Here is a 26,341-nt window from a genome sequence, read left to right on the forward strand (position 1 = left end):
AAATTCTAATCTTTATGGTACCGCTACCATAATAGAGATACGCCTGCTGACTCGGTGAGTCAAGTGGTTTATTCCCTATCTACTTGGAAAGACGATTCAACGGCGGGGATAGTCCCCCCGAGGGGGGCAAAAAAATGCGGCCAAAAGAGGGCAGCGAAGCGCGCATAACGCGCGCCGCAGTAGAACAGGACGACGAATGTGAACGATGGGAAAACCGGAAGGCGGTTCTCGCGATGGCTTCAGTGCCCCGGTGCCCAGGGGAATTCCAGCGCCCGGTAATACGCGAGATCCCGCACCGGTGGCGCGACGCCGTCGGGGAGCGGCCTCGCCGATACTGACTGGAAATAGGCAATGGAGGCATCCCGCCACCACTTCGCCTCGCGCTCCTGTACCGCCAGTAGCCGCGCGGTTTTTTCAAACCGCTCCCGATCCACCAGCGGTGCAAGGGCCTGCCACTGCATGCGCATCTCCTGCACCGCTACAACGCCGCGGTCGTAGCGGTACACCAGCTCCTCCCACAGGTCGCGCCCGGAGCGCATCCGGTGATCCCATGGCAGGTGGTGGAACCACAGCAACAGGTCCTCGCCCACGCGACTGCGGCTGGCAAACCGCTCCGCCACGGGCGGCGCATACTGGGCGACCGCATTGCTTCCCTCCGCGGTGCGATCAAAGCCGATGCCGTTGCGATCGGCGCGGTGATAGTAAGCCGGATTCCATTCCGGCCGCGCCAGGTCCGATACCCATGGGCCAGGACCATAGTGGTGTCCGGTCGCCATCAGGTGCGCGAGCCCCAAGGGCGTCATGTAATCCACCACCGCCTGACGCGACGCCAACATGATATCCAGGCCACCCGCGATTAAATCCGGGTGATCGGAAAAAGTGATCTTCAACCAGTTGCGCGCGACCGCCTCCGCAGCGAGATCCGGGTTCCACGCCATGCGCCCGAACACGTACCAGTTGGCCTGGTTGAATATGGACCCGCTCCAGTCGCGGTCGCGGCCAATATTCGCCACCCCGGCAATCCCCGTGAGGCGCTGCCCGTGCAGGCTGCCGTCAATCACCTTCGTCACCGTGGAGCCCGCCCCCTCGGCAAATGTATCCGCGCGCAACACCTCTTCATACATGGGGCCGAGATAGGCCAGGTGGGAGGCAAAGCCCAGATACTCCTTGGTGATCTGGAACTCCATCATCAGCGGTGTTTTCGGCATGGCACCGAACATCGGGTGAAAGGGTTCGCGGGGCTGGAAATCGATGGGTCCGTTTTTTACCTGCACGATGACGTTGTCGTCGAACTGTCCGTCGAGCGGTACAAAGTCATTGAACGCCTGCTTGGCGCGATCCTCGGGATTGTCCTGTTGGTATACAAACGCCCGCCACATCACCACCCCACCGTGGGGCGCGAGCGCCCGCGCCAGCAGGTTCGCGCCCTCGGCGTGGGAGCGACCGTAATCCTGCGGCCCCGGCTGCCCCTCGGAGTTCGCCTTGACCAGGAAGCCCCCGAAATCTGGAATCCGCTGATAGATCTCGTCTGTCTTGTGCTGCCACCAGCGCTGCACTGCGGGGTCCTGCGGATCGGCGGTTTCGAGCCCGCCGATCTCCACCGGCGCGCTGAAGCGCGCGGACAGATACACGCGAATTCCGTAGGGGCGGAACACCTGCGCCAGTGCTGCAGCCTTGTCCAGGTAACGCGGGGTGAGGCTATCCGCGCTGGCATTCACATTGTTCAGCACCGTGCCATTGATCCCGATGGCCGCATTGGCGCGGGCGTAATCCGTGTAGCGCGGATCCAGTACATCCGGCAGGTTCCACCAGTCCCAGATCGACTGTCCCGCATAGCCCCGCTCCACGCTGCGATCCAGGTTGTCCCAGTGATTCAACAGGCGCAGGCCTATGCGCGGACTACTGGAGATATCTACATCTGCCAGTGCACTGCGGGTCTGCAACAGACGCAACAGGTGAAAACTCCCGTATAGCAAGCCGCGCTCGGAATTCGCGGTAACCAGCGTGCCGGTATGACCGCGCAAAGAAATGGCACGGATCAGGTACCCTTCCTCCCCAAGTGCATCCATCGGCAATTGCGCTGCGCGGACATCGGCGGAAGAGTCCGGCGTTGTCACCAGTACAAAGCCGTCTTCGCGAATCCGGCTCGCCATCTCGGGCGCGCGACCAATCAGCCCACCGACACCCCGAACCAGTTCATCGCCGATAGCCTGAAGTGTTCGCGAACCTTCCCTGCCGGGAATCACCAGCTGCCGCAGTTGCGGCCGGTAGTTGTGCCTGGCCTCCACTTCCAGCGGCTGGTAGCGCAGCCACAGGTCGTAGCCATCTTCCGCATTTACGGCCGCCGCAAGTAGCGCCGAATACAGGAATGTGGCAATTAACAGCAGGTTTCGGGACAGGCAGGACACATCGCTCGACATAACAACCTCGCGGGCTTTTTATTATTTGTGGTGTTGATTCCAGCGTCCGGGGCTTTCTTTACAGCAGCACCCAAGGCTAAAATGGTAGCGCTATCAAAAACAAAACCATAACACAGAATGGACCCCGTGGAAGCTACCTGAACGGATATGGTTGCGGCCATATTTCATCGCTAAGCTGAAAAACAACTAGGCCACGATATTTGAAAGTTGATCTGAGTTTTCCGTGAAGGTGTCGATACCGCCACCGACCAAATTCAAAGCACCCCAAAGAAATAGCGACGAAACGCCCAGGAAAGAAAGCATGCTAAAAATTAAGTCCGCCCGGGTTATCACCACCTCCCCCGGCCGCAACTTCATCACCCTGAAAATCGAAACCGAAGACGGTACCTTCGGCCTCGGTGATGCCACCCTCAACGGCCGCGAGCTGGCGGTGGCCAGTTATCTGCAAGACCATGTTGCGCCCTGTCTGATCGGCCGCGATGCGCACCAGATCGAAGATATCTGGCAATACCTCTATAAAGGTGCCTACTGGCGACGTGGCCCCGTCACCATGTCCGCCATCGCCGCTGTCGACATGGCCTTGTGGGATATAAAAGCCAAAGTGGCCGGCCTGCCCCTGTACCAGCTGCTCGGCGGAGCCTGCCGCAAAGGCAACATGGTTTACGCACACGCCAATGGTGAAAGCATCGAAGAAACCATAGCGGAGGCGAAAAAATATATCGCCCAGGGGTACCGCGCCGTGCGCCTGCAAAGCGGCGTGCCGGGTCTGAGCTCCACCTATGGCGTCAGCAAAGACAAGGAGCGATACGAACCGGCGGACGCCGACCTGCCCACGGAAAATATCTGGTCCACCGAAAAATATTTGCGCAGCGCGCCGGAACTCTTCGCCCGCGCCCGGGAAGAACTGGGTTGGGATATCCACCTGCTGCACGATGCCCACCACCGCATGACACCCATCGAGGCCGCGCGCCTGGCCAAAGACCTGGAGCCCTACCGCCTGTTCTGGCTGGAAGACGCGGTACCTGCAGAAAACCAGGCCAACTTCCGTCTGATCCGCCAACACAGCACCACACCACTGGCGGTGGGAGAAGTGTTCAATAGCATCTGGGACTGCAAGCAGCTGATTGAGGAACAACTGATTGACTATATCCGCGCGACCGTGGTGCATGCCGGCGGCATCACCCACCTGCGGCGAATAGCCAATCTGGCAGCCCTGTATAACGTGCGCACCGGTTGCCACGGCGCCACCGATCTCTCCCCGGTTACCATGGCCGCCGCGCTGCATTTCGGTTTATCCATCCCGAACTTTGGTATTCAGGAATATATGCACCACACCGATGAGACCAACGCGGTATTTCCACACGGCTATCAATTCAAGGACGGCTACCTGCACCCGGGTGATCAGCCGGGGCTGGGCGTGGATATCGATGAAGAAGCCGCAAAAGACTTCCCCTACCAACGCGCGTTTCTGCCGGTAAACCGCCTGCAAGATGGCGGCATGCACGACTGGTAAAAAACGCCGGGTTATCCACAAAAAAAGCCACCGGAATCCGGTGGCTTTTTCGTTAACGTGTTTTTACCGGGAAATATTATTCACAGATATTACCCGTGACCACCGGCACCTCGGCACTACTGCTGCCTTTTTCCCCCTGCATACCAAAGCTGACGGTCTGGCCCGCACCAATGGTGTCATTCCAGTCCATGCTGCTAGCAGTAAACGGGCCCATGCCGTTCACCACCGCACTCCAGGTGTTCACTAGAGAAGTACCGTCGCTATAACCCCACTGAACTTCCCAGCCGCTTACCGCCTCGCTACCGGTATTGGTCAAGCGCACTTCCGCGGTAAAGCCCGTATTCCATTCATTGGATACCACATACTCACAGCTCACACCGCCACCGGCACTGCCACCAGAACTGGAGCTGGAGCCACCGCTACTGGAGGAGCTCGAAGAAGAACTGCCGCCGGATGAACTGGAGGAACTGCTGGACGAGGATGAGCTACTTGAGGAGGAGCTGCTGGAGGAGGAGCTGCTGGAGGAGGAGGACGAGCCACCACTGGAACCAGAGCCGTCAAACGCTACATCCACACAGCCGTGGAAACGCTCCCAGGTAAAGTAATTGCGCCCCCACTCCCCGTAGATGATATGCCGTCCTTCGCGCTCCGGCACTTCACAGGTGGTGTGAAACAGGCTGTTGGCTTTTTCCGCGACCACATTGGGATTGGCCGTGGGGTTTTTGTCGTCGTAGTTCAGAACACAGAAGGCGTCTTCCTCGAAGTCATCCCAGGTCAGGGTTCCGCCCACCTGGTAATCGAAGTCCGGCTTGGTGATCCAGTAGCGGAATTCCTCGGTATCGTCCCAGTGTGGGCCCCAGCTGATATTCCAGGTGAATGTCTGGGTGCCGCCGTCCATGGGGCTGGTGGGCCAGTCCAGCTGGTAATCCCAGGGCGTGGGGCCACCGTTCCAGGTCTCGCTGTCAAAGCCACAAACGTTGGTACTGTCGGCCTGTGCATGTCCCTGGGCATGGGTGAGCACGCTCATAAACTGGTACATGCCACTGAAGTCTTTCTGCGCGGCTTCGACGCAGGCCGGTGTAGTGGCCTGGTCCGGTTTTTCATTCAGGCCGCAATGAGCGTTACGAGCCGGCGGCTCCACTATCAGGCCGTGGCCGAATACCGCACCGGCACACAGGGATAGCCCCAGCACCACCGCGCCTTTTGCCAGGGTGCTTTTTTTACACAAACTTATTGCCATCATCACTGTCCTCTTATTCTACGTGTTATCGGTTTACTGCTGAGGACGTGACGGGACAGCTCGGGCGATGAGCCCCTTACAGTGCTGGCGATGCGCCGTATTGTGGATAAGATCAAACTAGTGGAGTGAATCAGGCGCTAATCGCCTGCACCAATCGCGCGGTGACGTCGCCTTAGCAATCGATCGCGCAGTGGCGCCGGATAAATTCCCGGTGCGATGGCATTGCCGCGACCGAATTCTGCATCACGGATTGGATTTCCCGCATCCGCCCAGAAAACTGTTCCTCGTTCATGGCATCTACCAGCGGATGATAGCTGCGGGGCACGATTCCCTGCCCCAGCATTACTTCCATCCAGCTCAACTCGTTGAAAAGCTCGCTGTTCGCACGCACGATGCGACCGTTCGCTCGGAACTGATCGATTTTCTGCGCCAGGGAATCCGGGATATCCATGGTGCGGCAGTAGTTCCAGAATTCGCTGTCGTCGCGCTCGGTGGCGCAGTAATGGAGAATCAGGAAATCGCGGATACGGTCCATTTCGAAATGGGTCTGACGGTTATATTCATCGATATCCTCGCGGGCGAAGTTGCGATCCGGAAACAGGCTCAGCAGCCGCGCGATGGCAGATTGCACCAGATGAATGCTTGTGGATTCCAGCGGCTCCATAAAGCCGCTGGCGAGCCCCAGGGCGATACAGTTTTTGTACCAGAACTGTTTCCGCTTGCCGGTGGTAAAGCGCAACAGCTTCGGCTCAGCCAACGGCTTGCCGTCCAGGTTATTCAACAGAATGGATTGCGCCGCGCTCTCATCCATAAAGCGACTGCTGAACACATGTCCATTGCCGATCCGGTGCTGCAACGGTATCCGCCATTGCCAACCGGCGCTGTGAGCGGTAGAGCGGGTATAGGGAAGCGGGGCATCGTCGCCTTCGCAGGGTACCGCCCAGGCGCGATCACAGGGGAGCCAGTGGCGCCAGTCTTCATAACCCACACCCAGCGCTTCGCTGATCAGTAACCCGCGAAACCCGGAGCAATCGATAAACAGGTCGCCCTCAATATCGTGCCCATCGTCGAGTCGTAGCGAGCGGATAAAACCACTGTCATCGTCCAGCAAGGTATGTATCACCTTGCCTTCTGTGCGCTGCACACCGCGTTTCTCCGCATAGGAACGCAGGTAGCGCGCATACAGGCCCGCGTCGAAATGAAAGGCATAGGTAATATTGGACAGCGGCGAGTTACCGGCATCGATGGAGCGCATAAAGCGTCCCTGCTGCGCCGCCAATGCAGTAAGGGTGTATTCACCAATATCCTGGCTGCCGCCGCGCAGGTGCTGTTTCAGCCAGTAGTGGTAAAACGGAATGCCCTCCATATCCTTGCCCACCTCGCCAAAGGCGTGGATATAGGAGTCCCCTTTCCTTCCCCAGTCGACAAACTGGATCCCGAGCTTGAAGGTGCCGCAGGTTTCGCGCACGAACTCGTCCTCATCCAGGCCGAGCATATGATTGAACACCTGGATCTGGGGAATGGTGGCCTCGCCCACGCCAACGGTGCCAATGGTTTCCGACTCCACCAGCTGAATGTCGCAAAACCGGTTTTTCAATACCCGGGACAGCGCCGCCGCAGCCATCCAACCGGCAGTACCGCCACCAACGATCACGATCTTGCGAATATTGTTATTTTTCATTTCTCTCAACCGAGTGGCATCGGGATTTAATCGCCGTTCCACTCAACGTTACCGGCCACACTGGCGGTCTGCAATGCAAAAAAAGACGCACTGCTTGCACAGTGCGCCGACGAGAAAGCACAACAGTTTCCAACTACTGGATGCCGTGCGGGAAACTCAGAAATTCGCCCTGGCGATCAAGGCGAAGCGGCGGTCCTGGATAAACCAGGAGCGGCCCGCTTCGGTGCCTTCATTATCCAGCTGCATGATGGTTTCGGTCTGTGTATCCAGCAGGTTCGATACCTGCAAGCCTACCGTCACACCATTGTCGAAGTTGTAGAACACCGATCCATCCATATACCCCGCATCGTCATTGAAAATCGGGTATTTGCTGATTTCGTCGCGGGTGGTCAGCAGGTACTTGGAGCGCCAGTTGTACGCGAGGCGCGCGGACCAGGGGCCCTTCTCGTACATACCCACAATGTTATAGGTATGCTCGGAAACACCGCGCAGGGGCAGCAGTGAAATATCCGGCAACGGATAGCGGTCAGTGGTTTCCTCCACACCGGTGGCCGGTTCTGCACGGCTACCAAGGCCGCTATTACTGAGCCCGGAATCAATCCAGGTGTAGTTCAGCTGCAGGCCGAGACCATCGAACGGCGCCGGCAGGAAATCGTAGAATTGCTGGTAGGCCAGTTCCACCCCCTGCATATAGCCGTCGCCGCCATTGACAGTGGATTCGAAATCGACGGACTGAACCTGCCCGGTGTCCGGGTTGGCAAATTCCCGGGGAAATGCACCGGTCACAAAGGTATCGCTGAGATCTTTATAAAACAGCGACGTGGTAAAAGACCCCACCCGGGCAAAATACCATTCCACCGAGGCGTCGTACTGGATGGACTCCATCGGCCAAAGGAACGGGTTGCCACCGGAACCGACCCAGTCTACTTCCGATACCGATTTGATATCGGTGCCGTTATCTTCCCCCTCTACCGGCGCTGGCGCGTTCGGCGGTAATTCATCCGGGGAGAATCGCACGACGCCGAGCTGACGGGCACCGATTACTGCCTGGTTTTTCACATCCGACATATCTGGAAGGGCGATGGCCTTGGATACCGCAAAACGGGTCAGTACCTCCTCACTCAGCTCCACTTTCAGATTGAAGCTCGGCAGCACGGTGCTGTATTTGCTCCAGCCTTCTTCGAGGGTAAAGGCATCATTACCGAAGGCTTTTTCTTCCTGTGTCAGCCAGTTGTTGGCATCGCGGGCATAGGCAATAGCATCCTTGACGGTTGCGTAGCGACCATCTGCGACGGCCTTCTCACCCCATTCATATACCGAGCCATAATCATCCAGGTCCACCGGTGCACCCGCGGGATAAGGCAAACCGATAAGATCCGGGTACTGCACCGAGCCCAGTGCCTCGCGCTCCAGCTCCACGTAGCGCAGGCCGACATTACCGGAAAAGCGCAGTGCGGTCTCATCCGAGCCGAAATCCAGGCGCAGGTATGCGGCACGATTGGTCTCGGTGGTATCGAACACTTCCGGAGCCTGGAAAATGCCTTCGGCAACGATGTCATCGCGGGTCGGGTAGGGTTCCCAGGGATCACCGGATGGTGAAATAAACAGGTCGCGATTCCCTTTCACAACGCCCATGACATAGTCGGCATCCGGGAACAGGAAACCGCCCCCGGGTACGTTCACCACACCGCCGCGATGGAAATCCGTGAAGTTCACATATTCGTAAGGCTGATCTGCCACTTCCGGGTCGGTCAGGTAATAGGGTGTATTCCACTCCGCGCCGATGGTGCCCCAGTTGTAAGAGGTGAGGCGCACGGTCTGGTCTCGCTTTGCCATACGCGCGCCAAATTTCGCAGCGCGCAGCAAGCCAAAGGGCTCTTCGCTGAAATGGTAGGTGCCGTCAAAACGTCCGGCGATGGACTCGCCCTCGGATCGCTCGTAGTGATCCATGGCAGAGCGCCACCAGTAGTTTTCCGGGTTCTGGAACCAGTTGGGATCACTGCTACCGTCATAGGGCGTATTGGGATCCTCGACGATCAGTGTAGGGGTGTCACCGCTGGCGTCGTAACTCTGCTGCAGCCACTGGCCGAGGGCGATTTGCAGATCGTCGTCCTGGGTTTCTGCCTGAATATATTGCAGGTCAAAACTGTATTCCCAGTTATCGTTGGGTGTCAGTGTCAGGTTCAATGCGAAATCGTCGACGACGGTGTGGGTATCTTTCACCCGGGTATCGGTCTGGAACTTGGAGCCGTACTGGCCGTCGCCCGGTGCATAACCGCCGCGCCAACCGGCTTCGGTCACCATCGCACCCTGCTCGAACACGCCGTTGTCATCGAAAGAAAACTCGGTTCCGGCCAGCGGTCCTACGCGGCGATCTGCATCGTAGGCGTCGCCCTGGTATTTAACGGCATTTTCCGCCCAGGAAAGACGGGAATCCGAACGCATAAACTGCGCGGTGGCGAGGATGGTCTCGTCGGTGTCCGCCCACTGGAACGCGGCCGCGTAGCCCTTGCGGGTGCGCTCATCGTTTTTCTGGAAGAAGTTGGACGCGTTGGGGATCCACACCGTATCGAAATCTTCTGCACCGGCAATCCCCTCGGCTGAATACTGCAGATAGGTATCCGATTGGATACCGTGGGAGGTGCCCAGTAATTCCGAATGGGCAACATTGAACAGTACGCCGAATTCGCCGGCACTGGTCATCCAGCGGTCGCTGTACAGAGCCGACAGACTCGGGGTGCCCTCTTCATCCAGGTCGCCCTGGGAGTAATCCGCGGAAATGGAAACGGTCTGTTCCGCCAGGTCAAAAGGCTTGCGCGTGCGCAGGCTGACAGTGCCGCCTATACCGCCCTCGATCATGTCTGCGGACTGGTTTTTGTAAATATCCACACCACCCATCAATTCCGGCGGCACATCCTGGAACGAGAGTCCGCGTCCGGAGTTGGCGGTGAAGGAATCGCGGCCGTTGAATTCGGAACGGGTTGCGGTCATCCCGCGGATAATTGCACCGGAGCCTTCCACACCAAAGTGGTCGGGGTCGTCGGCGCCGGCAAAGCGTTCGATGGAGACCCCGGGCATGCGCTGCATGGCTTCCAGCACGCTGCGATCCGGCAGAGAGCCCATATCTTCGGAGGAGATGGAGTCGACGAAGGTATCTGCGTCGCGCTTGATATCCTGGGCATTCTGCAGGTTGTAACGCACACCGCTGACAACGACCTCCTCGATCGCCTGCGCGGTATCACTGTCGCTGTCCTCGGTTTCTTCCTGGGCGAGCGCCTGCTGCGCACTGAAGGCGGTCGCCGCCAGCGCAATGATTACTTCGGAAAGCCGGTTTCGGTTGAACTGGTTTTTATTCAGCTGCTGGTTTTTGAGCCGTTTATTCTTGAACACGGGTGTGCCCCCATCTCGCTTGTCGCCGTCGCTCCCGACCCGGTCAGCCGCGGGCTCACCCAAAGTCTGAGAACGTTCGCGGCGGCTTGTTATTTTTGCGTTTTGACCGCTCGATTATTGTTTTGGTACCGCTAACAATTTCTAGAATTATTCAGTGAACACCTCCCTGTCAAGGACTTTCAAACACGGAAACTTCGTGAATTCACTGGCTCTGGAAGGTTTTTTACGCCACGCGTTGTAAACGTTTACATCGAATGGTAGCGTTACCGCAAGGTGATCCCAGTGGCCACCTGCAGCAGTGCACCTGACATCGGCGCCAGAAACTCCGGCGCAGTGAAAAATAACAAGCACTTGCGCGAATGTAGCGATGACAAGCGATGCCCCGGCACCCGGGCCTACCTGCCCGTGTGCGCCCGACGAATTCCGCCGCCCCGGGCCAGCTCCCATCTCTCCACGCGTCAGTTGCCGTTACCGTATCAACAAAAAAAAAGCCCGGAATACCGGGCCAACGGGAAGGGTATCGACCATGAAAAACACGCTGTTCACAACCGCTGTACTGGCACTGGCGATTGCCTCCGCCGGCTGTACCGAAAGAAAGGTCAAAGGGCCAAACGCGTCGCCACCCACAGATAACAATACGCCGCCGGTTGCTGAAGCCGGTGCCGACCTGACGGCCTCCGCCGGCAGCCTCGTCACGCTGACCGGCGCAGGTAGTGATGTAGACGGCAGCATCGCCGGCTACAACTGGAGCCAGGCTTCCGGCCCCTCCGTCACCCTGGACACGGATGCCAATGGCACCGCCAGTTTTACCGCACCTGCCACCGACGAGACGATCACCCTGACCTTCGAGCTGCGCGTCAATGACGACGGCGGCGCAACCAGTCCAGCAGATACAGTGACCGTCACCGTGTTGCCCGCGCTGAACAAGTTCTTTGGCACCGCTATCGAAGACGCCGGTGATTACAATCAGCTCACCACCTATTTCAGCCAGATCACCCCCGGCAATGCGGGCAAGTGGGGCAGTGTGGAGGCCGAGCGGGACATCATGGAGTGGACCGCACTGGATACCGCACATACGTTTGCCGGCGACAACGACCTGCGTTTCAAATTCCACACACTGTTCTGGGGCCAACAGCAGCCGGGCTGGCTGGAGGGCCTGAGCAGTGAGGAGCAGCGCGCTGAAATCGAGGAGTGGATCGCGGCCGTTGCCGAGCGCTACCCGAGCCCGGATATGATCGATGTGGTAAATGAGCCCCTGCATGCCCCACCCGCCTATAAAGAAGCCCTGGGGGGCGATGGCGAAACCGGTTGGGACTGGCTGATTACCGCCTTCGAACTCGCCCGCGCGCACTTCCCGGATTCCAGGCTGATCCTGAACGACTACAACATCCTGAATCTGGAAGATGCCACCGAAGACTATCTGGCACTGGTGGAACTGCTGCACAGCCGAGCGCTGATCGATGGTGTCGGGGTACAGGCGCACTTCCTGGAACAATCCCTCGGCGCCGATGTGGAAGCCAATCTGGACACCCTGGCCAGTGCTGGACTGCCGATCTACATCTCCGAGCTGGACATCAACTTCGCCGACGATGCGCGCCACGCCAACAAGCTGCGTGAACTGTTCCGGGTTTTCTGGGAGCACCCCGCCGTGGCCGGCGTAACCCACTGGGGTTATCGCCAGGGCCATATGTGGCGCAGCGAGGCCTGGCTGCTGGCCAGTGACGGCAGCGAGCGCGCGGGACTGCAGTGGTTGAACTGCTATCTCGGCGAGGCGGAAAACTGCGATCTGCTGGTGCCGGAGTATGTGCCCGCTGGCTGGTCCGGTACGGAAAACCTGCTCACTCTAGAAGCGGAACTGTATGACGAGGGCCGCGGCGTGCTGGCCACAGGTAACGCCGTGGCGCACACGGATGTGGGCGACTGGATTCTGTTTGAGCGTGTGGAATTCAGGGAGTCCTGGGACAGCTTCAGCGTGAATTACGCGAAAGGTGCGGGCAACACCGGCAGCCTCTCCGTGCGCCTGGACAGCCTGGATAGTGCCAATGCGCTACGCGTTGAGTTACCGCCCACCAATGGCTGGGATGATTATCTTACCGTGGCCGCAGATTGGGCACCCATTGCCGGCAGCCACGATGTGTATATCCGTTTCAACGATGTGAGCGGTGTGGGCAATATCGACTGGCTGCGTTTCGGTGTGGCGGGCGCAGAGCCTGTTGCCAACCTGGTGAGCAACGGCGACTTCGAACAGGGTGCGGATGGCTGGAGCGCCGGTTGGGCCGGCGGTGCACTGAGTACCTCCGCTGACAAATCGCAGACCGGCAATCGCAGCCTGCTCGCTTCCGGGTTTGGCGGTGGCGCTTACGCGCTTTACGACCTGACCGGCGGCGTCGAAGCCGGAGGTAGTTACCCGGTCAGCTTGTGGGTAAACCTGAGCGCGGCGGACCGCGTGACGGTAACGCGCAAACTCGCCTGTGCGGGTCAGTCGGACAGTTACAGCTGGTTGACGGACAATGCGGACATCCCGGCAGATACCTGGACGGAGCTGACGGCGACCCTGGAAATTCCGGCGGCCTGCGAACCAACTGAAGTGCTGGTGTATCTGGAAAACACAACGTCGGGTACAGATGTGTATATCGATAATGTGCAGGTCACTGCGCCGGTTTCTGGTGAAGAAACCGGGGACGGTAATCTGATCAACGACGGCGGCTTTGAGGGTTCTGCGGTTGCGGGTAACTGGAGTGCCTGGTGGAGCGGTGGCACGGTGCTGGCGCTGAGTAATGAGCGGGCACAGGCGGGCTCTCAGAGCCTGAAGGTTTCCGAGCGGGTGGAAAACTCGATGCCTTCTTACGATCTGACGGCGGCGGTGGTGCCGGGCACGATCTACGATGTGTCGGTGTGGGTACAGCATTCCGGGCCGGATGCGGCGCCGGTGACGCTTACCCACAAGCTGGCCTGTGAGGGCGCGGATGATACTTATGTGGGTATCGCTTCTGCGGAGGCGATGGCGGCGAATAGCTGGACGGAGTTAACCGGAACTATCGAGGTGCCGGGTGACTGTACGGTGAACGAGTTGCGAGCCTACTTTGAGGGCATCCCTGCGGAGGTAGAAGCCTTGTATATCGATGAGTTTTCGGTAACACCTCAGTAGCTCCTAAGTAACTCGATAATAACTTCGTAGCCGCGCTTTGTGGCGGCAGAGCACCGGGGACCCGTTTTCAAAACCGCTGTGAATACATCCCTGTACGCTGCGTCGGCGACGTCCCTGTCGCCGACGCTTTTGAAAACGGATCCCCGCCGCTCTGCCTGCATTTCAACTTTTGCCACTTCGTAGCTCTTAGGTCTTGAACAGCTGAATAATTATGCTCAAACGTTGTTGTTTTCATTGGGCAATTGCACTGATTGCCACTCTCTCTATACCTGCTCAATCGTTTGCATTGGGTAATCCCTCTTTTGTTTCTTCATTTCCTGCAGTCAATAACTTCAGGCTAGTCGAAGATGGCCATGCAGCCACGCTGTATCACGATGAATATGCAGATACTGCAATCAGGCAGGCGTTGATGCATTTACGGCAGGATATCCAGCGGGTCAGTGGATCGCGGCCGCGACTGGTTACGGACCAGAAAAAGTTAAAGCGTTATACGCTGATTGCCGGGCAAATCGGTAAGAGTCCGCTGATCGACCGACTGATTGCGGAACGTCAGATAGACGTCAGCGCGATTGCGAATCAGTGGGAAGGCTACCTTATTCAGGTGGTGCGCAATCCTGTGGAGGGCGTGGACCAGGGGCTGGTTATTGCGGGAACGGATCGGCGCGGTACGGCTTACGGTATTTACGAGGTGAGCGAACAGATTGGTGTCTCGCCCTGGTACTGGTGGGCGGATGTACCCGTAAGAGAACGAGAAAGCCTGTATATCCATAGGGATACCCGGGTGGTGGACTGGCCGCGGGTGCGTTACCGGGGAATTTTTCTAAACGATGAGGCCCCCGCGCTGACAAACTGGGTGAAGGAGAAGTACGGGGACTACAACCACAAGTTCTACGAAAAGGTTTTCGAGCTGATGATGCGCCTGAAGGCGAATTATCTGTGGCCGGCGATGTGGAACAACGCTTTCAGTGATGACGATCCGTTAAATATGGTGCGCGCGCATGAATACGGGATTGTGATGGGTACATCCCATCACGAGCCGATGATGCGTGCAGATAAGGAGTGGAATCGCTACGGCAAGGATTTTGGTTCCGGCGCCGCACGGGGCGCTTGGGATTACGCAACCAATCCGGAAGGGCTCTACGATTTCTGGCTGCAGGGCGCGAAGCGCAATAAGCCCTACGACAGTATTTATACCCTCGGCATGCGCGGGCAGGAAGATACGCCCATGAGTGAGGAGCAGAATATCGGGCTGCTGGAAACTATCGTCAATGATCAGCGGCAGATTCTCGGCAAGGTGTTTGATGGTCGCCCGCTCTCCGAGGTCCCCCAGGTGTGGGCGCTGTACAAGGAGGTGCAGGGGTATTACGAGAACGGTATGCGGGTGCCGGAGGATGTGACCCTGCTGTGGGCCGATGACAACTGGGGCAATATCCGCCGCTTACCCACGCCGGAGGAAAGAAGCCGCAGCGGGGGCGCGGGGGTGTATTACCATTTTGATTATGTGGGCGGGCCGCGCTCCTATCGCTGGATCAACGTCACGCCCATCGCCAAGGTGTGGGAGCAGATGAACCTGGCATATGCCTACGGTGCGAATCGTATCTGGCTGGTCAATGTCGGGGATCTTAAACCGCAGGAATTTCCCACCGAGTTTTTCCTGCGCATGGCGTGGAACCCGGACGCGTGGCCAAAGGAGCGACTGCAGGAATTTGGCGAATTGTGGGCCGCGCGGGAGTTTGGCGGGGCGTACGCGCGGGAAATTGCCGCGCTGGTGCAGGGGTACAGCCGTCACAACGGTCGCCGCAAACCCGAGCTGGTGGAGGCGGACACTTACAGCCAGCACCACTATAACGAAGCCATGCGGGTTTACACCGAGCTCGCCGAGCTTTCGCGCCGGGCAGATGACCTTTACCGGAAAATTGACTCCCAATACCGGGACGCGTTTTTTCAACTGGTGCTTTACCCGGTCAAAGCCAGTGCCGCGGTTTCCCAGCTGTACATCTCCACCGCGCGCAACCGTTTATACGCCAGCCAGGGGCGCGCGGAAGCCAATGACTACGCGCAAAAAGCCCGCGAACTCTTCGCACTGGATGCTGACCTGAGCGAGCAGTTCCACCGTATCAATGGCGGCAAGTGGAATCATATGATGTCCCAGCCGCATATCGGCTACACCCACTGGAACAACCCACCGGCCAATACCCTGCCCGCCCTCGCCCATTACCGGCCGCACAGTGAGGCGGATATGGGAGTTACCGTGGAAGGTGGTGACGATTTCTGGCCGGCAGCAGCCAACCTCGCACTGCCGGAATTCAGTCCCTACGGCGAAACCAGCCACACCATCGAGATATTCAATCGCGGCACCAGGCCGTTCGATTTTGCCGTCACCACGAGTGCACCGTGGATTCGCGTGAGTACAACCGAAGGCACGGTAAAGCAGCACACGCTGCCGCTGTCTGTCGCCATCGACTGGGAAAAAGCCCCCGCAGGGCGGCACCGGGAAACGGTGGATATCCGCGGAACCGGCTGGGGCAGCGCGAAGATTCAGGTCAGCAGCTTCAAACCGGATGTGTCGAGCGGGGAAGACGTTCAAGGATACGTCGAGGCCGACGGATATATTTCCATCGAAGCCGCCGGTTTCACCCACAAGCGGGATGGCGCGCACGGAGGCTGGGAGGAAATTCCCCTGCACGGGCGCACCCGCTCCTCCATTGCTGTATTTCCCGTCAGTGATCGAGTGTATGAAGATCCGATCCATGCACCTTACGTGGAATACGACCTGACCCTGTTCACCACCGGTCAGGTCCGCGTACAGACACTGGCAGCCCCGAGCCTCAATTTTCAGCCCCAGCGCGGGCTGCGCTACGCCATTGCGCTGGACGACGGCGAACCACAGGTAGTGGATATTCTGGCCGATCTATCCAAGGGCGCCTGGGAGACCGCGGTCAAAGACGGCGTGCGCAAATCTCAATCGGTTCACCGGGTGGATAACGCCGGCCGACACACGCTGCGCATTTACGCGCTGGATCCCGGAGTCACCCTGCAGAAAATCCTGATCGATACCGGCGGACTGAAACCCAGCTACCTGGGGCCGCCGCAGAGCCAGTTTGTAGAGCGCCGGCTTGTAAAAAATCCTACCCTGGAGAAAAAACCGTGAACCTGTTCAGTCTGAAAAAAGTGCGGTGCCTGCTTGGCGTTTTCGCCGCAGGCTTAACGTTCGGTGCCAGCGCCGAAGTCACGCTACCCAAGCTGGTCAGCAACGGGATGGTGCTACAGCGGGACGCCGCCGTGAAAATCTGGGGTTGGGCAGATGCCGGTGAGCAGGTGCGGGTGGACTTCAACGGGCGTCAGTATCAGGCGGAAGCGGATGATGCCGGGGACTGGTCCGTTGTGCTTCACCCCACCGCGGCAGGCGGCCCATACACCATGGATATCCGCGCTGAAAATCATATCCACCTCAAGGATATCCTGCTGGGCGATGTGTGGCTGGCCTCCGGGCAGTCGAACATGGAATACCCCATCAACCGCATTGCACATCGCTTTACTTCCGAAATCGCCGCTGTGAGTAACACCCGCATCCGCCAGTTCCAGGTACCACAGACCTACGATTTCAATACGCCGCTGCCGGACCTGGAGGGCGGGCAGTGGCTGCCAGCCACCCAGCGCAATATCCAGAACTTTTCCGCGGTGGCCTATTTTTTTGCCGATCACATCCAGCAGCGTGAACCGGTACCCATTGGCATCATCAACAGTAGCCTGGGCGGGTCGCCGGCGGAGGCCTGGGTCAGTGAGGAGACACTGCAGCGGTTTCCTGAGCACCTGGCGGAAAAGAAAAAGTTTGAAGACGCTCAACTGATCGAGAAAATCCAGCGCGAGGACCGCGCCCGCAGCGAACAGTGGTATGCCGCCGCGACACAAAAAGATCGCGGCCAGCAGCCGGGGAAAACACCCTGGTATACGCCGGAGCTGGATACCGGGAACTGGCAGACATTCTCCGTTCCCGGTTACTGGGCGGAACAGGCGGGCATCGAAGAGAAAGGCATTTTCTGGCTGCGCAAAACCATAGATCTGCCGCAAAGCCTCGCGGGAAAACCCGCGCTTCTGGAATTGGGGCGCATCGTCGATGCGGATGAGACCTGGGTCAACGGCCACAAGGTGGGCAACACCACCTATCTGTATCCGCGGCGACGCTATCAAGTTCCGGGCGACCTGCTCAGGGCGGGCAAAAACAGTATTGCGATTCGCGTCACCAATAGCGGCGGAGCCCGCGGCGGCTTTGTCCCGGATAAACCCTACCGACTGTCGGTAGACGGCCAGCGCTTTGATCTCCGCGGCCAGTGGCACTTCAAGCAGTCTGCCCAAATGCCGCAATTGCCCGGGCAGACCTTTGTGCGCTGGAAACCCGCGGGACTGTATAACGCCATGCTGCACCCCCTGCAGAATTACCGTATCCGCGGCGCCCTCTGGTATCAGGGAGAATCCAATGTGGGACGCGCGCAGGAATATGCAGAATTATTCCCGGCACTGATCCGCGACTGGCGTGCAGGCTGGCAACAGGGCGCCGGGCAGCAATCCCTGCCATTCTTGTTTGTGCAGCTGGCGAACTTCCTGGAGCCACAACCCGCACCCACCGAGAGCGACTGGGCGGAACTGCGCGAGGCACAATCCGCTGCGCTGGATTTGCCGGAGACCGCCATGGCGGTGACCATCGACGCCGGTGAATGGAACGATATCCACCCTCTGGACAAAAAAACCGTGGGGCAGCGACTGGCACTGGCCGCAGAGAAGCTCGTCTACGGTCGTGAAAACACGGCGGCATCCGGCCCGCGCCTGAAGTCTGCAGACTTTACCGATAACAAAGCCGTGCTGAATTTTGCCCACACCCAGGGCGGCCTGATCGCCACGCCCTGTAGCAATGACTGCAACCATCGCGAAGCCGTGTCTCCGCTGTTTGAATTTGCCATTGCCGGTACCGATGGCAAATTTTACTGGGCCAATACCCGTATCGCAGGCGACACCGTGGAGGTGTGGAGCGAGCAGGTGAGCAACCCGCAGACGGTGCGCTACGCCTGGGCGGACAATCCCGCCGAAGCCAACCTGTTCAACGGCGCGGGCTTGCCGGCTGCACCATTTCAAGTAGCTCGCGCGCCGCAAAGTGATCGCAACGACATTTCTGAGCCGTCTCAATAACAATGCTCAATAGCGGCAAAAGTAGTAACGCAGGAGAAGCACAGTGAATTATCGACAACTGGGAAAAACCGGATACCGCGTCAGTGAAATCGGCCTCGGTTGCTGGCAGCTGGGAGGCGATTTCGGGCCCCTGGCGGGAGACACCGCCAGCGACATACTGGAGACCGCCGCTGCATGTGGCATCAACTTTTGGGATACCGCCGATGTGTACGGAGGCGGCGAAAGCGAGCAGCGAATTGGCAACTCCCTGCACAAGCCAGACAACCTTGTGGTTGCAACCAAGGTGGGACGCGGAGCCGGCCTGTATCCTGAGGGCTACAGTCTCGCCGCGGTGCGCGCCAGCCTTGAAGCTTCCGCGCAAAGACTCGGTGTCGACGCCATCGACCTGGCACAGCTGCACTGTGTGCCTCCGGCCATTCTCAAACAGGGCGATATTTTCCAGTGGATGGAATCGCTGAAGCACAGCGGCCTGATCCGTCATTACGGCGCCAGCGTGGAAACCATCGAGGAAGCCTTCACCTGCCTACAACAACCTGGTCTTGCAACACTGCAGATCATTTTCAACCTGTTCCGCCAGGATGCTGCGGAAGCACTGCTGGATGCAGCACAGGAAAAAAACGTAGGGATCATCGTGCGCCTGCCCCTCGCCTCCGGCCTGCTCTCTGGAAAGTTCACCCGCGATACGCGTTTTGCCGAAAGCGACCATCGTAACTACAACCGCGACGGCGCCGCTTTCTCCGTGGGCGAAACCTTTGGCGGTATTCCATTTGAGAAAGGCGTAGAGCTGGCCGAGGGTTTGGAACCTTTGCTCACAGAAGGCACCCCCACCGGTCTCGCTGCTCAGTCGCTGCGCTGGATCCTTGATCACCCGGCGGTGTCCAGCGTAATCGCCGGCGCCTCCAGCCCGCAACAGATAACCAGCAATGCTTCGGCTTGTGACCTTGCGCCGCTGTCCGAATCAACGCACCAGATACTGTCAAGCTACTACCAGCAACAGGTTCGTCCGCATATTCGCGGGGCTATCTGAACGCCCGGGAATTCAAGCGAGCGTCGAGCCGGATCGTCGGTGCGCGAAGGATGGCAAGCGTCAGAGATTCAATACAATAAAAAGGAGAAGACCATGGCTGTAACAAAGGGCAACAATAAACTGGCGAGCGGCTGCGCGCTGATTATGGCCACGGTTTTCTGTGGTTCACCTTATACCCAGGCTGAGCCAGAGGTGAGTGGGGATATCCGCGTTAACCAGCTGGGTTTTTCCCCGCAATCGGAAAAGATCGCGCTACTCGTCACCCCAAAAGTGCCGGAGGAGTCATCCAGGTTTGTGGTGCGCGCAGCGAAAACCGGCAACGCCGTATTCGAGGGAAGGCTGCAACCGGGCCATACTAAAACCTGGAGCGGCCAGCATACGCTGGTGGCGGATTTCTCCCACCTGAAAAAAACCGGCCACTACTATCTGGAAATTTCCGGAGCTGGCGATACGGAGCCCCTCCGCTCAACGCCGTTCGAGGTGGACAGCGCGGTTTTCCAGGACCTCGCGACTGCCAGCCTCAAGGCATTTTATTACCAGCGCGCCTCTACCGAACTCGAGGAAACCCACGCGGGCCCGTGGCACCGCGCCGCCGGGCACCCGGACGACAAGGTATTGATCCATCCCTCTGCCGCCAATCGGGCACGTTCCGCCAATACCCGCGTCTCCGCCCCCAAAGGCTGGTACGACGCCGGTGACTACAACAAATACGTGGTCAACAGCGGTATCACCATGGGAACCCTGATGAGCGCCTTCGAGCGCTACCCGGATTACTTTTCTGCGCAGTCCCTGAATATTCCCGAATCGGAAAATGCGCTGCCGGATATTCTCGACGAGGTGCGCTACAACCTGGACTGGCTCAGCGCTATGCAGGACCCGACAGACGGCGGTGTTTACCACAAGCTCACCACCGCCGGGTTCGAGGGTATGGTTGCCCCGCAGCAGGCCACACAGCCCCGCTACATGGTGCAGAAAACCACCGCCGCTACCCTCGATTTCGCCGCGGTGATGGCGCAGGCCTCGCGGGTGTATGCCGCCTACGATGCGCAGGGCAGTGAACAGTACCTGCAGGCGGCCCTGGCGGCCTGGAAATGGGCGCAACAACATCCCGCGGTGCACTACCGGCAGGACGAACTCAACAGGCAATTCGACCCGGATATCACGACCGGCGCCTACGGCGATGAACAGCTGGCCGACGAACAGTTGTGGGCTGCCGCTGAACTGTACCTGGCGACGGGACAAACGGATTTCTGGCGCGTCATCGGTAATACTCCTCGGGAATACAGCCTGCCCAATTGGGCGGATGTGCGCTGGCTGGGATACTACAGCCTGCTCGCGCACAATGATCAACTGCCGCAAGACAGCAATCGCTGGCGCAGTGCCATCGAGAAAATCCTGGTCGTCGCCGCACGTGAGCTGGGAGGGGCGGGCAGCAAAAATGCTTATCTGGTACCCATGCTCAGCGACCCCCAAAACTTCGTGTGGGGCAGCAATGCGGTGGCAGCCAACCAGGGCATCCTGTTTCTGGAAGCATTTCGTATTACCGGTGACCAGGCCTTCCTGAACAGCGCACAAGCCACCCGGGATTATCTGCTGGGCCGCAATGCCACCGGTTACTCCTACGTCACCGGCTTCGGCCACAAAACCCCAATGCACCCCCATCACCGCCTGGCCGCAGCGCGCCCGGACCTGCCTCCACTGCCAGGCTTTCTGGTCGGCGGGCCAAATCCGGCACAGCAGGATGACTGTGAATACCCGAGCAAGGTTGCCGACCAGTCCTATGTGGATCACGTGTGCAGTTACGCCAGTAATGAAATCGCCATCAACTGGAATGCGCCCCTGGCTTACCTGGCCAACGGGCTAAGTGCCATCGAAAACCAGCATGCCGAGAGCCACTCCCATCATGAGTAAATCGTTCAAGCGTCTGGCCGCAACGCTTCTTTTCTCGGTGCCGCTAATCAGCGCGGCCATGTCTGCAGAAATAGAAATACAAGGCGAGCGGCGCACAGCCGCCGCAACCACGCAGGAAAGCCTGGCGACAAGCAATCGGAAAACCGGCGAGGCCGCCACTTTCGACTGGTTCGAGTACCGAGGCGAAGACCCGGTTTTCGAAAAGCCGGTCTCGAGCTACCAGTACCGCAACCCGATTCTCGCCGGCTACTATCCCGACCCGAGCATCGTGCAGGTAGGAGCCGATTACTACCTGGTGAACTCCAGCTTCGCGCACTTTCCCGGGATACCGATCTTCCACAGCCGCGACCTGGTCAACTGGAAGCAGCTCGGACATGTGATCGATCGCCCCGGGCAGCTGGACTTTTCCGACCTCGGAATTTCCCGTGGCGTATTCGCCCCGGCGATCTCCCATTACCGGGATAGGTTTTACCTGGTGAGTACCTGCGTGGATTGCGGCGGTAACTTTGTGGTCACCGCAAAAGACCCGGCGGGCCCCTGGTCGGATCCAGTGTGGTTGCCGGATGTCGGCGGGATCGATCCCTCGCTATTTTTTGACGACGATGGCAAAGCCTATATCGTCAACAACGATGCCCCCGAGGGCGAGCCGTTGTACGAAGGCCACCGGGCAATCTGGGTACAGGCATTCGACCCGGAGAAACTGGCGACTTTCGGTCCACGTAAACAGATCATCAACGGTGGGGTGAATATTGCGGAAAAGCCGATATGGATCGAGGGGCCACACCTGCTGCGCAGAAATGGCCAGCTGTACCTGACCGCTGCGGGGGGCGGTACCAGCGTGAATCACTCGCAGGTCATATTCAGGGCGGAATCCCCTTTCGGACCTTTTACCCCGGCGCAGTACAACCCCATCCTCACTCAGCGCCATCTGGATCCAGCGCGGCCAAACCCGGTCACTTCGGTAGGCCACGCGGATTTTGTGCAGGATAGCAGGGGGGACTGGTGGGCGGTGTTTCTCGGCACCCGGCCTTACGAGGGTGACTTCTACAACACCGGCCGCGAAACCTTCCTGATGCCGGTACAGTGGCAAGACGGATGGCCGGTGATTACCCGGGGTGAGCAGTCCATTCCGTATATCGCGCCGCGCCCCGCTGTCCCCATGTCCGCGCGCCCGCCGCTCCCGACCAGTGGCAACTTCACCCTGCGCGACGAGTTCGACCAACCACAGCTCCCCCTGCACTGGCTGCAACTGCGCAATCCGGCGGAAAAAGCGTGGTACGACCTGCAGCAGGTACCCGGTAGCCTGCAGCTCACCCCCATTAGCCACACACTCGGAGACACCGCGAACCCCGCGTTTCTCGCACGTCGCCAGCAACATCAGAATGCACTCGCCAGCACGCGGCTGCGATTTAACCCGGATCGGGATACCCACGCGGGCATGGCGGTGTTCCAGAATCGCGAGCACTTCTATTTTTTTGGTATCGGCCGCGACACCCGCGGCAACGCCAGCATTGCAGTGCAACGCCGGGATGGAGGACCGGAGCGCAGCGGGGAGATCGTAGCGAGCCGGCTACTGGACCTGCCCACAAATGCGCCGGTGGATATCGAGCTGCGTATCCGCGCCCGGGGCCCGGCGTACGACTTCCACTACCGGCTCAGCGGTGATCAAGCCGGTGAAGGCCCCTGGCAACCGCTGCTGCTGTCGGCAGACGGGCGCGTGGTGAGTACGCGCAGGGCGGGGGGCTTTGTGGGCGCACTGATCGGGCTGTACGCCTACCGCGAGGACTCTCCCCGGTAACCGTGACCCAAAAGTCGCAGGCTCTTGATCCCCTCCTCCTCCCCCCGGGGGGAGGACGTGCCGCCACCCCCTCTACTGGCACACTAAAGTTGTACAATTGCGCCTACGCCATCGGGAACTCCAGATGCCCCGCTTGGCCCAGCGACAAGCTCAGCAGAACCGGTTCAAGCCATGCTACTAGCCTCAAAGTACAGCCTTCCCGACTGCCCGGAACACACTCTGCAACGGCCGCGTCTGCTGTCGTTGCTGGAACAGAGCCAGAGCGACCAGCTGTTGCTGGTCACAGCGCCGGCGGGCTACGGAAAAACGACCCTGGTCACCTCCTGGGCCGCGGAGCAGGACAACCCCGTTGCCTGGTTCTCCCTCGATGGCGGCGACAACGAGCCCGGCCAGTTCTGCCGCTATCTGGTGGAAAGCGTGCACCGCGCCACCGGCAACGGTGTGCCGGAAACCAGCAAGATTATCGCCGCCCAGCAAAATCCCGATCCCTCCCTGGTGATCAGCCAGATGCTGGCGGAACTGCGCCAGCTGCCCAGTGAACTGCGCATCGTCCTCGACGATTACCACCAGATAGACAACCCCGTGGTGCACGACGCTACGCGCTTCCTGCTGCGCCACGCCCCCGCTGGTATCGGCGTGGTCATCACCAGCCGCAGCCAGCCACCGCTGGGCCTCGGCGCGCTGCGCCTGCAGGGACGATTGCTGGAACTCGGCCCGGAAGACCTGGCGCTCACCACCGACGAAACCACCCAACTGCTCGCCCGGCGCCTGCCATTTGCCCTCGGCAGCGACCGCGTGGCGCAACTGCACCAGCTGTCCGAAGGCTGGCCGCCGGCGATACAGATGTTCGCCCTGTCCGTACGCAACCAGGAAGAAGTGGACCGCTACCTGGGAGAGCTGGAGCAGGGACACGGCCACATTCTCGATTATCTCGCCGAGGAAGTGCTGGAGCGGCTCGAGCCGGAACTGCGCCAGCTGCTCGCGCGCACCTCGATACTCACCCGCGTCAACGGGCTGCTGGCGGAGCGCCTCAGCGGCCAGGACAACGGCCAGCAGCAACTGGAGAGCGCGGCCAGCCGCGGCCTGTTCCTGCAGGCCCTGGATTCCAGCCGCCAGTGGTTCCGCTTTCACCCGGTATTTGCCCGCTTCCTGCAACGCCAGCTGGGCGATGGCGCGGCGCTGACCAGCCTGCACCAGACCGCCAGCGATACCTGGCAGGAACTCAAACAACCGCTGGAGGCCCTGCGCCACGCACTGCAGGCCGAAGACCGCGAGCGGGTGCACAATCTGCTGGCCATATACGGAGAGCAGTTCCTGCGCGAGGGCCAGTTCCGGGTGCTGAACGACAGCCTCAGCTGGCTCGGCGAAGACCAGATCCAGCGCCACGCCCCCTTTGCCCTGCTCGCCGCGCGCCTTGCCCGCGACAGTTTTGATTACGACCGCTGCAACAAGCTGCTGGCCTCGGCAGAGAGCTGGCTGCAACGGGAAGACCCCAAGCAGTGGCAGGAATTCGAGGGTGCGTTCGCCGCAATGCGCGCGCAGGTTTCCGTATCCCGCGGCCAGATTCTCAAGGCCAAGGAATACGCACAGGAAGCGCTGGAGCTGCTACCCCCGGACCAGGACAGCGAGCGCGTCGCCGCGCAGCTGGTCATCGGTGAAACCAGCTTCTGCCTGGGCGAACTGGACCAGGCGATGCATCACATGGAAGCGGTGGAAAAAGCCACCCTGGCCCGACAGGACATCCCCAACGCCGCCTGGGCCCTGTGCCAGCAGACAGAGATCGCCTTTGCCAACGGCCTGCTGAAAAAAGCCGCCGCCCTGCAGGCGCGCGTGCAGCGCCTGATCGAGGAACACCACCTGGTGGGCCTGCCCATCTCCGAATTCATCTACCGGCTGAAAGGCCAGCTGCAGTGGGAAGCCGGTGACCTGGATGGCGCTGCAGAGTCCGCGCGCCGGGGTATGCAGATCAACCGCAAGGTGGGCGAGCGCTGGTTGCTGCCGGAGTACACCCTGCTGCTGAAAGTCGCCCTGGCCCGCGGCGACAAGGACGAATGCCTGGAGTGGATGGAGCGGGTGGAACACCTGCTGGCGGGAGAGCAGTACCACCGCGACTGGATTGCCAACGCCGACGCCGCGCGCATGCGCGTGTGGCAGGCCCTGGAAAACACCGATGCCATTGCCAGCTGGCAGGAACAGGCGGATCCGGTAGCGGACCGCCCCGCCAACCATTTCGAACAGTGCCACGGGCGCAATCACGTGCGCGCACTCATTTCCCTGCACCGCTGGTCCGATGCCAACCGCCTGCTGGGTCGCCTGCAACAGGTGGCCGAAGAGTGCGGCCTGATCACCGACCAGCTGCGCAACCGGGTACTCGCCACCCACCTGGCGTGGCTGCGCGAGCGCCCGCAACAGGCCCTGGAGCATATCCGCGCTGCCCTCGACATCCTGCAGGAGAGCGACCTCACCGCCAGCGTGCTGCAAATCGGCAAACCGCTGATTGTGGTGCTAAAAGCGGCGCTGGCGGAAACCGGCGAGCAGGCACTGAGCGACGCGCAGAGCGAGAAAGCCCAGCAGCTGATCAAGCTCGCGCAACAGCAGCCGGAACTGGGGGGCGGTATTCGCATCGAGCTGGACGAGACCATCGTGCGCGAAATCCTCGCCAGCGACGCGGTGCCCGATTTCCTCAGGCACTCACCACTGACGCCGCGGGAGTGGCAGGTGCTGAATGCCATTCACTCGGGGCTCTCCAACGAGCGCATCGCGCGGCACTTCAAGGTCGCGCCGAGTACCATCAAGACCCATATCCGCAGCCTGTACCAGAAGCTGGATGTGAAGGATCGCCAGCAGGCGATCGCACTGGCGGAGCAGTTGTTGCGCTCGGTGCAGGATAAGCCCTGAGCAGCCTCCAAAGTGGCCATATTCGAGGAGTGTCCACCCCGTAAAGTGCCCTTCACCGGTGAGTTTCTCTCCCCCCTCCTCCCCTGCAAGGGAGGAGGTAAGCGACCACCGGCACCGCCATACTGACCCTA

General features: G+C 59.8%; 12 protein-coding genes. 8 read left to right on the forward strand and 4 right to left on the reverse strand.

Going from position 1 to position 26,341, the window contains the following annotated elements:
• Positions 1–239 precede the first annotated feature (239 nt).
• A complete protein-coding gene (locus ACONT6_RS14495; RefSeq protein WP_428819147.1) occupies positions 240–2,420 on the reverse strand; it encodes an alpha-glucuronidase family glycosyl hydrolase in 2,181 nt (726 codons plus the stop codon).
• A gap of 301 nt (positions 2,421–2,721) precedes the next feature.
• On the opposite strand from ACONT6_RS14495, the gene manD reads away from it, so the two are divergent.
• The gene (manD, locus tag ACONT6_RS14500; RefSeq protein ID WP_428819148.1) at positions 2,722–3,933 is read left to right on the forward strand and encodes a D-mannonate dehydratase ManD; all 1,212 of its coding nucleotides are present in this window, start codon (positions 2,722–2,724) and stop codon (positions 3,931–3,933) included.
• A 76-nt stretch (positions 3,934–4,009) separates the two neighbouring features.
• Here manD and ACONT6_RS14505 read toward each other — a convergent pair whose 3' ends face one another.
• From ACONT6_RS14505 to ACONT6_RS14515, 3 genes are all read right to left on the reverse strand, one after another.
• On the reverse strand, positions 4,010–5,176 hold the full coding sequence (locus ACONT6_RS14505) for a lytic polysaccharide monooxygenase (protein WP_428819149.1): 1,167 nt from the start codon (positions 5,174–5,176) through the stop codon (positions 4,010–4,012).
• A gap of 169 nt (positions 5,177–5,345) precedes the next feature.
• Positions 5,346–6,854: a tryptophan halogenase family protein gene (locus ACONT6_RS14510; protein ID WP_428819150.1), complete on the reverse strand. Its 1,509-nt coding sequence runs from the start codon at positions 6,852–6,854 to the stop codon at positions 5,346–5,348.
• A 156-nt stretch (positions 6,855–7,010) separates the two neighbouring features.
• Complete coding sequence (locus ACONT6_RS14515; protein WP_428819151.1) at positions 7,011–10,244, reverse strand: TonB-dependent receptor; 3,234 nt, start codon at positions 10,242–10,244, stop codon at positions 7,011–7,013.
• A 526-nt stretch (positions 10,245–10,770) separates the two neighbouring features.
• On the opposite strand from ACONT6_RS14515, the gene ACONT6_RS14520 reads away from it, so the two are divergent.
• The 7 genes from ACONT6_RS14520 to malT all read left to right on the forward strand — a co-directional run bounded on the left by ACONT6_RS14520 (position 10,771) and on the right by malT (position 26,210).
• The gene (locus ACONT6_RS14520; protein ID WP_428819152.1) at positions 10,771–13,392 is read left to right on the forward strand and encodes an endo-1,4-beta-xylanase; all 2,622 of its coding nucleotides are present in this window, start codon (positions 10,771–10,773) and stop codon (positions 13,390–13,392) included.
• Positions 13,393–13,801: 409 nt separating this feature from the next.
• Positions 13,802–16,543, forward strand: coding sequence for a glycosyl hydrolase 115 family protein (locus ACONT6_RS14525; RefSeq protein WP_428819153.1), 2,742 nt, complete (start codon positions 13,802–13,804; stop codon positions 16,541–16,543).
• Positions 16,540–18,576: a sialate O-acetylesterase gene (locus tag ACONT6_RS14530; RefSeq protein WP_428819154.1), complete on the forward strand. Its 2,037-nt coding sequence runs from the start codon at positions 16,540–16,542 to the stop codon at positions 18,574–18,576. The genes ACONT6_RS14525 and ACONT6_RS14530 overlap by 4 nt, the downstream gene beginning before the upstream one ends.
• Before the next feature lie 43 nt (positions 18,577–18,619).
• The gene (locus ACONT6_RS14535) at positions 18,620–19,603 is read left to right on the forward strand and encodes an aldo/keto reductase (RefSeq protein ID WP_428819155.1); all 984 of its coding nucleotides are present in this window, start codon (positions 18,620–18,622) and stop codon (positions 19,601–19,603) included.
• A gap of 93 nt (positions 19,604–19,696) precedes the next feature.
• Complete coding sequence (locus tag ACONT6_RS14540) at positions 19,697–21,514, forward strand: glycoside hydrolase family 9 protein (protein WP_428819156.1); 1,818 nt, start codon at positions 19,697–19,699, stop codon at positions 21,512–21,514.
• Positions 21,507–23,312, forward strand: a complete 1,806-nt coding sequence (locus ACONT6_RS14545; RefSeq protein WP_428819157.1) for a glycoside hydrolase family 43 protein — start codon at positions 21,507–21,509, stop codon at positions 23,310–23,312. The genes ACONT6_RS14540 and ACONT6_RS14545 overlap by 8 nt, the downstream gene beginning before the upstream one ends.
• A gap of 171 nt (positions 23,313–23,483) precedes the next feature.
• Positions 23,484–26,210: an HTH-type transcriptional regulator MalT gene (malT, locus tag ACONT6_RS14550; RefSeq protein ID WP_428819158.1), complete on the forward strand. Its 2,727-nt coding sequence runs from the start codon at positions 23,484–23,486 to the stop codon at positions 26,208–26,210.
• The last annotated feature ends 131 nt before the right edge of the window (positions 26,211–26,341 follow it).

Origin of the sequence: Microbulbifer sp. MCCC 1A16149 (genome assembly GCF_050368945.1) — a bacterium.
Classification (GTDB): domain Bacteria; phylum Pseudomonadota; class Gammaproteobacteria; order Pseudomonadales; family Cellvibrionaceae; genus Microbulbifer.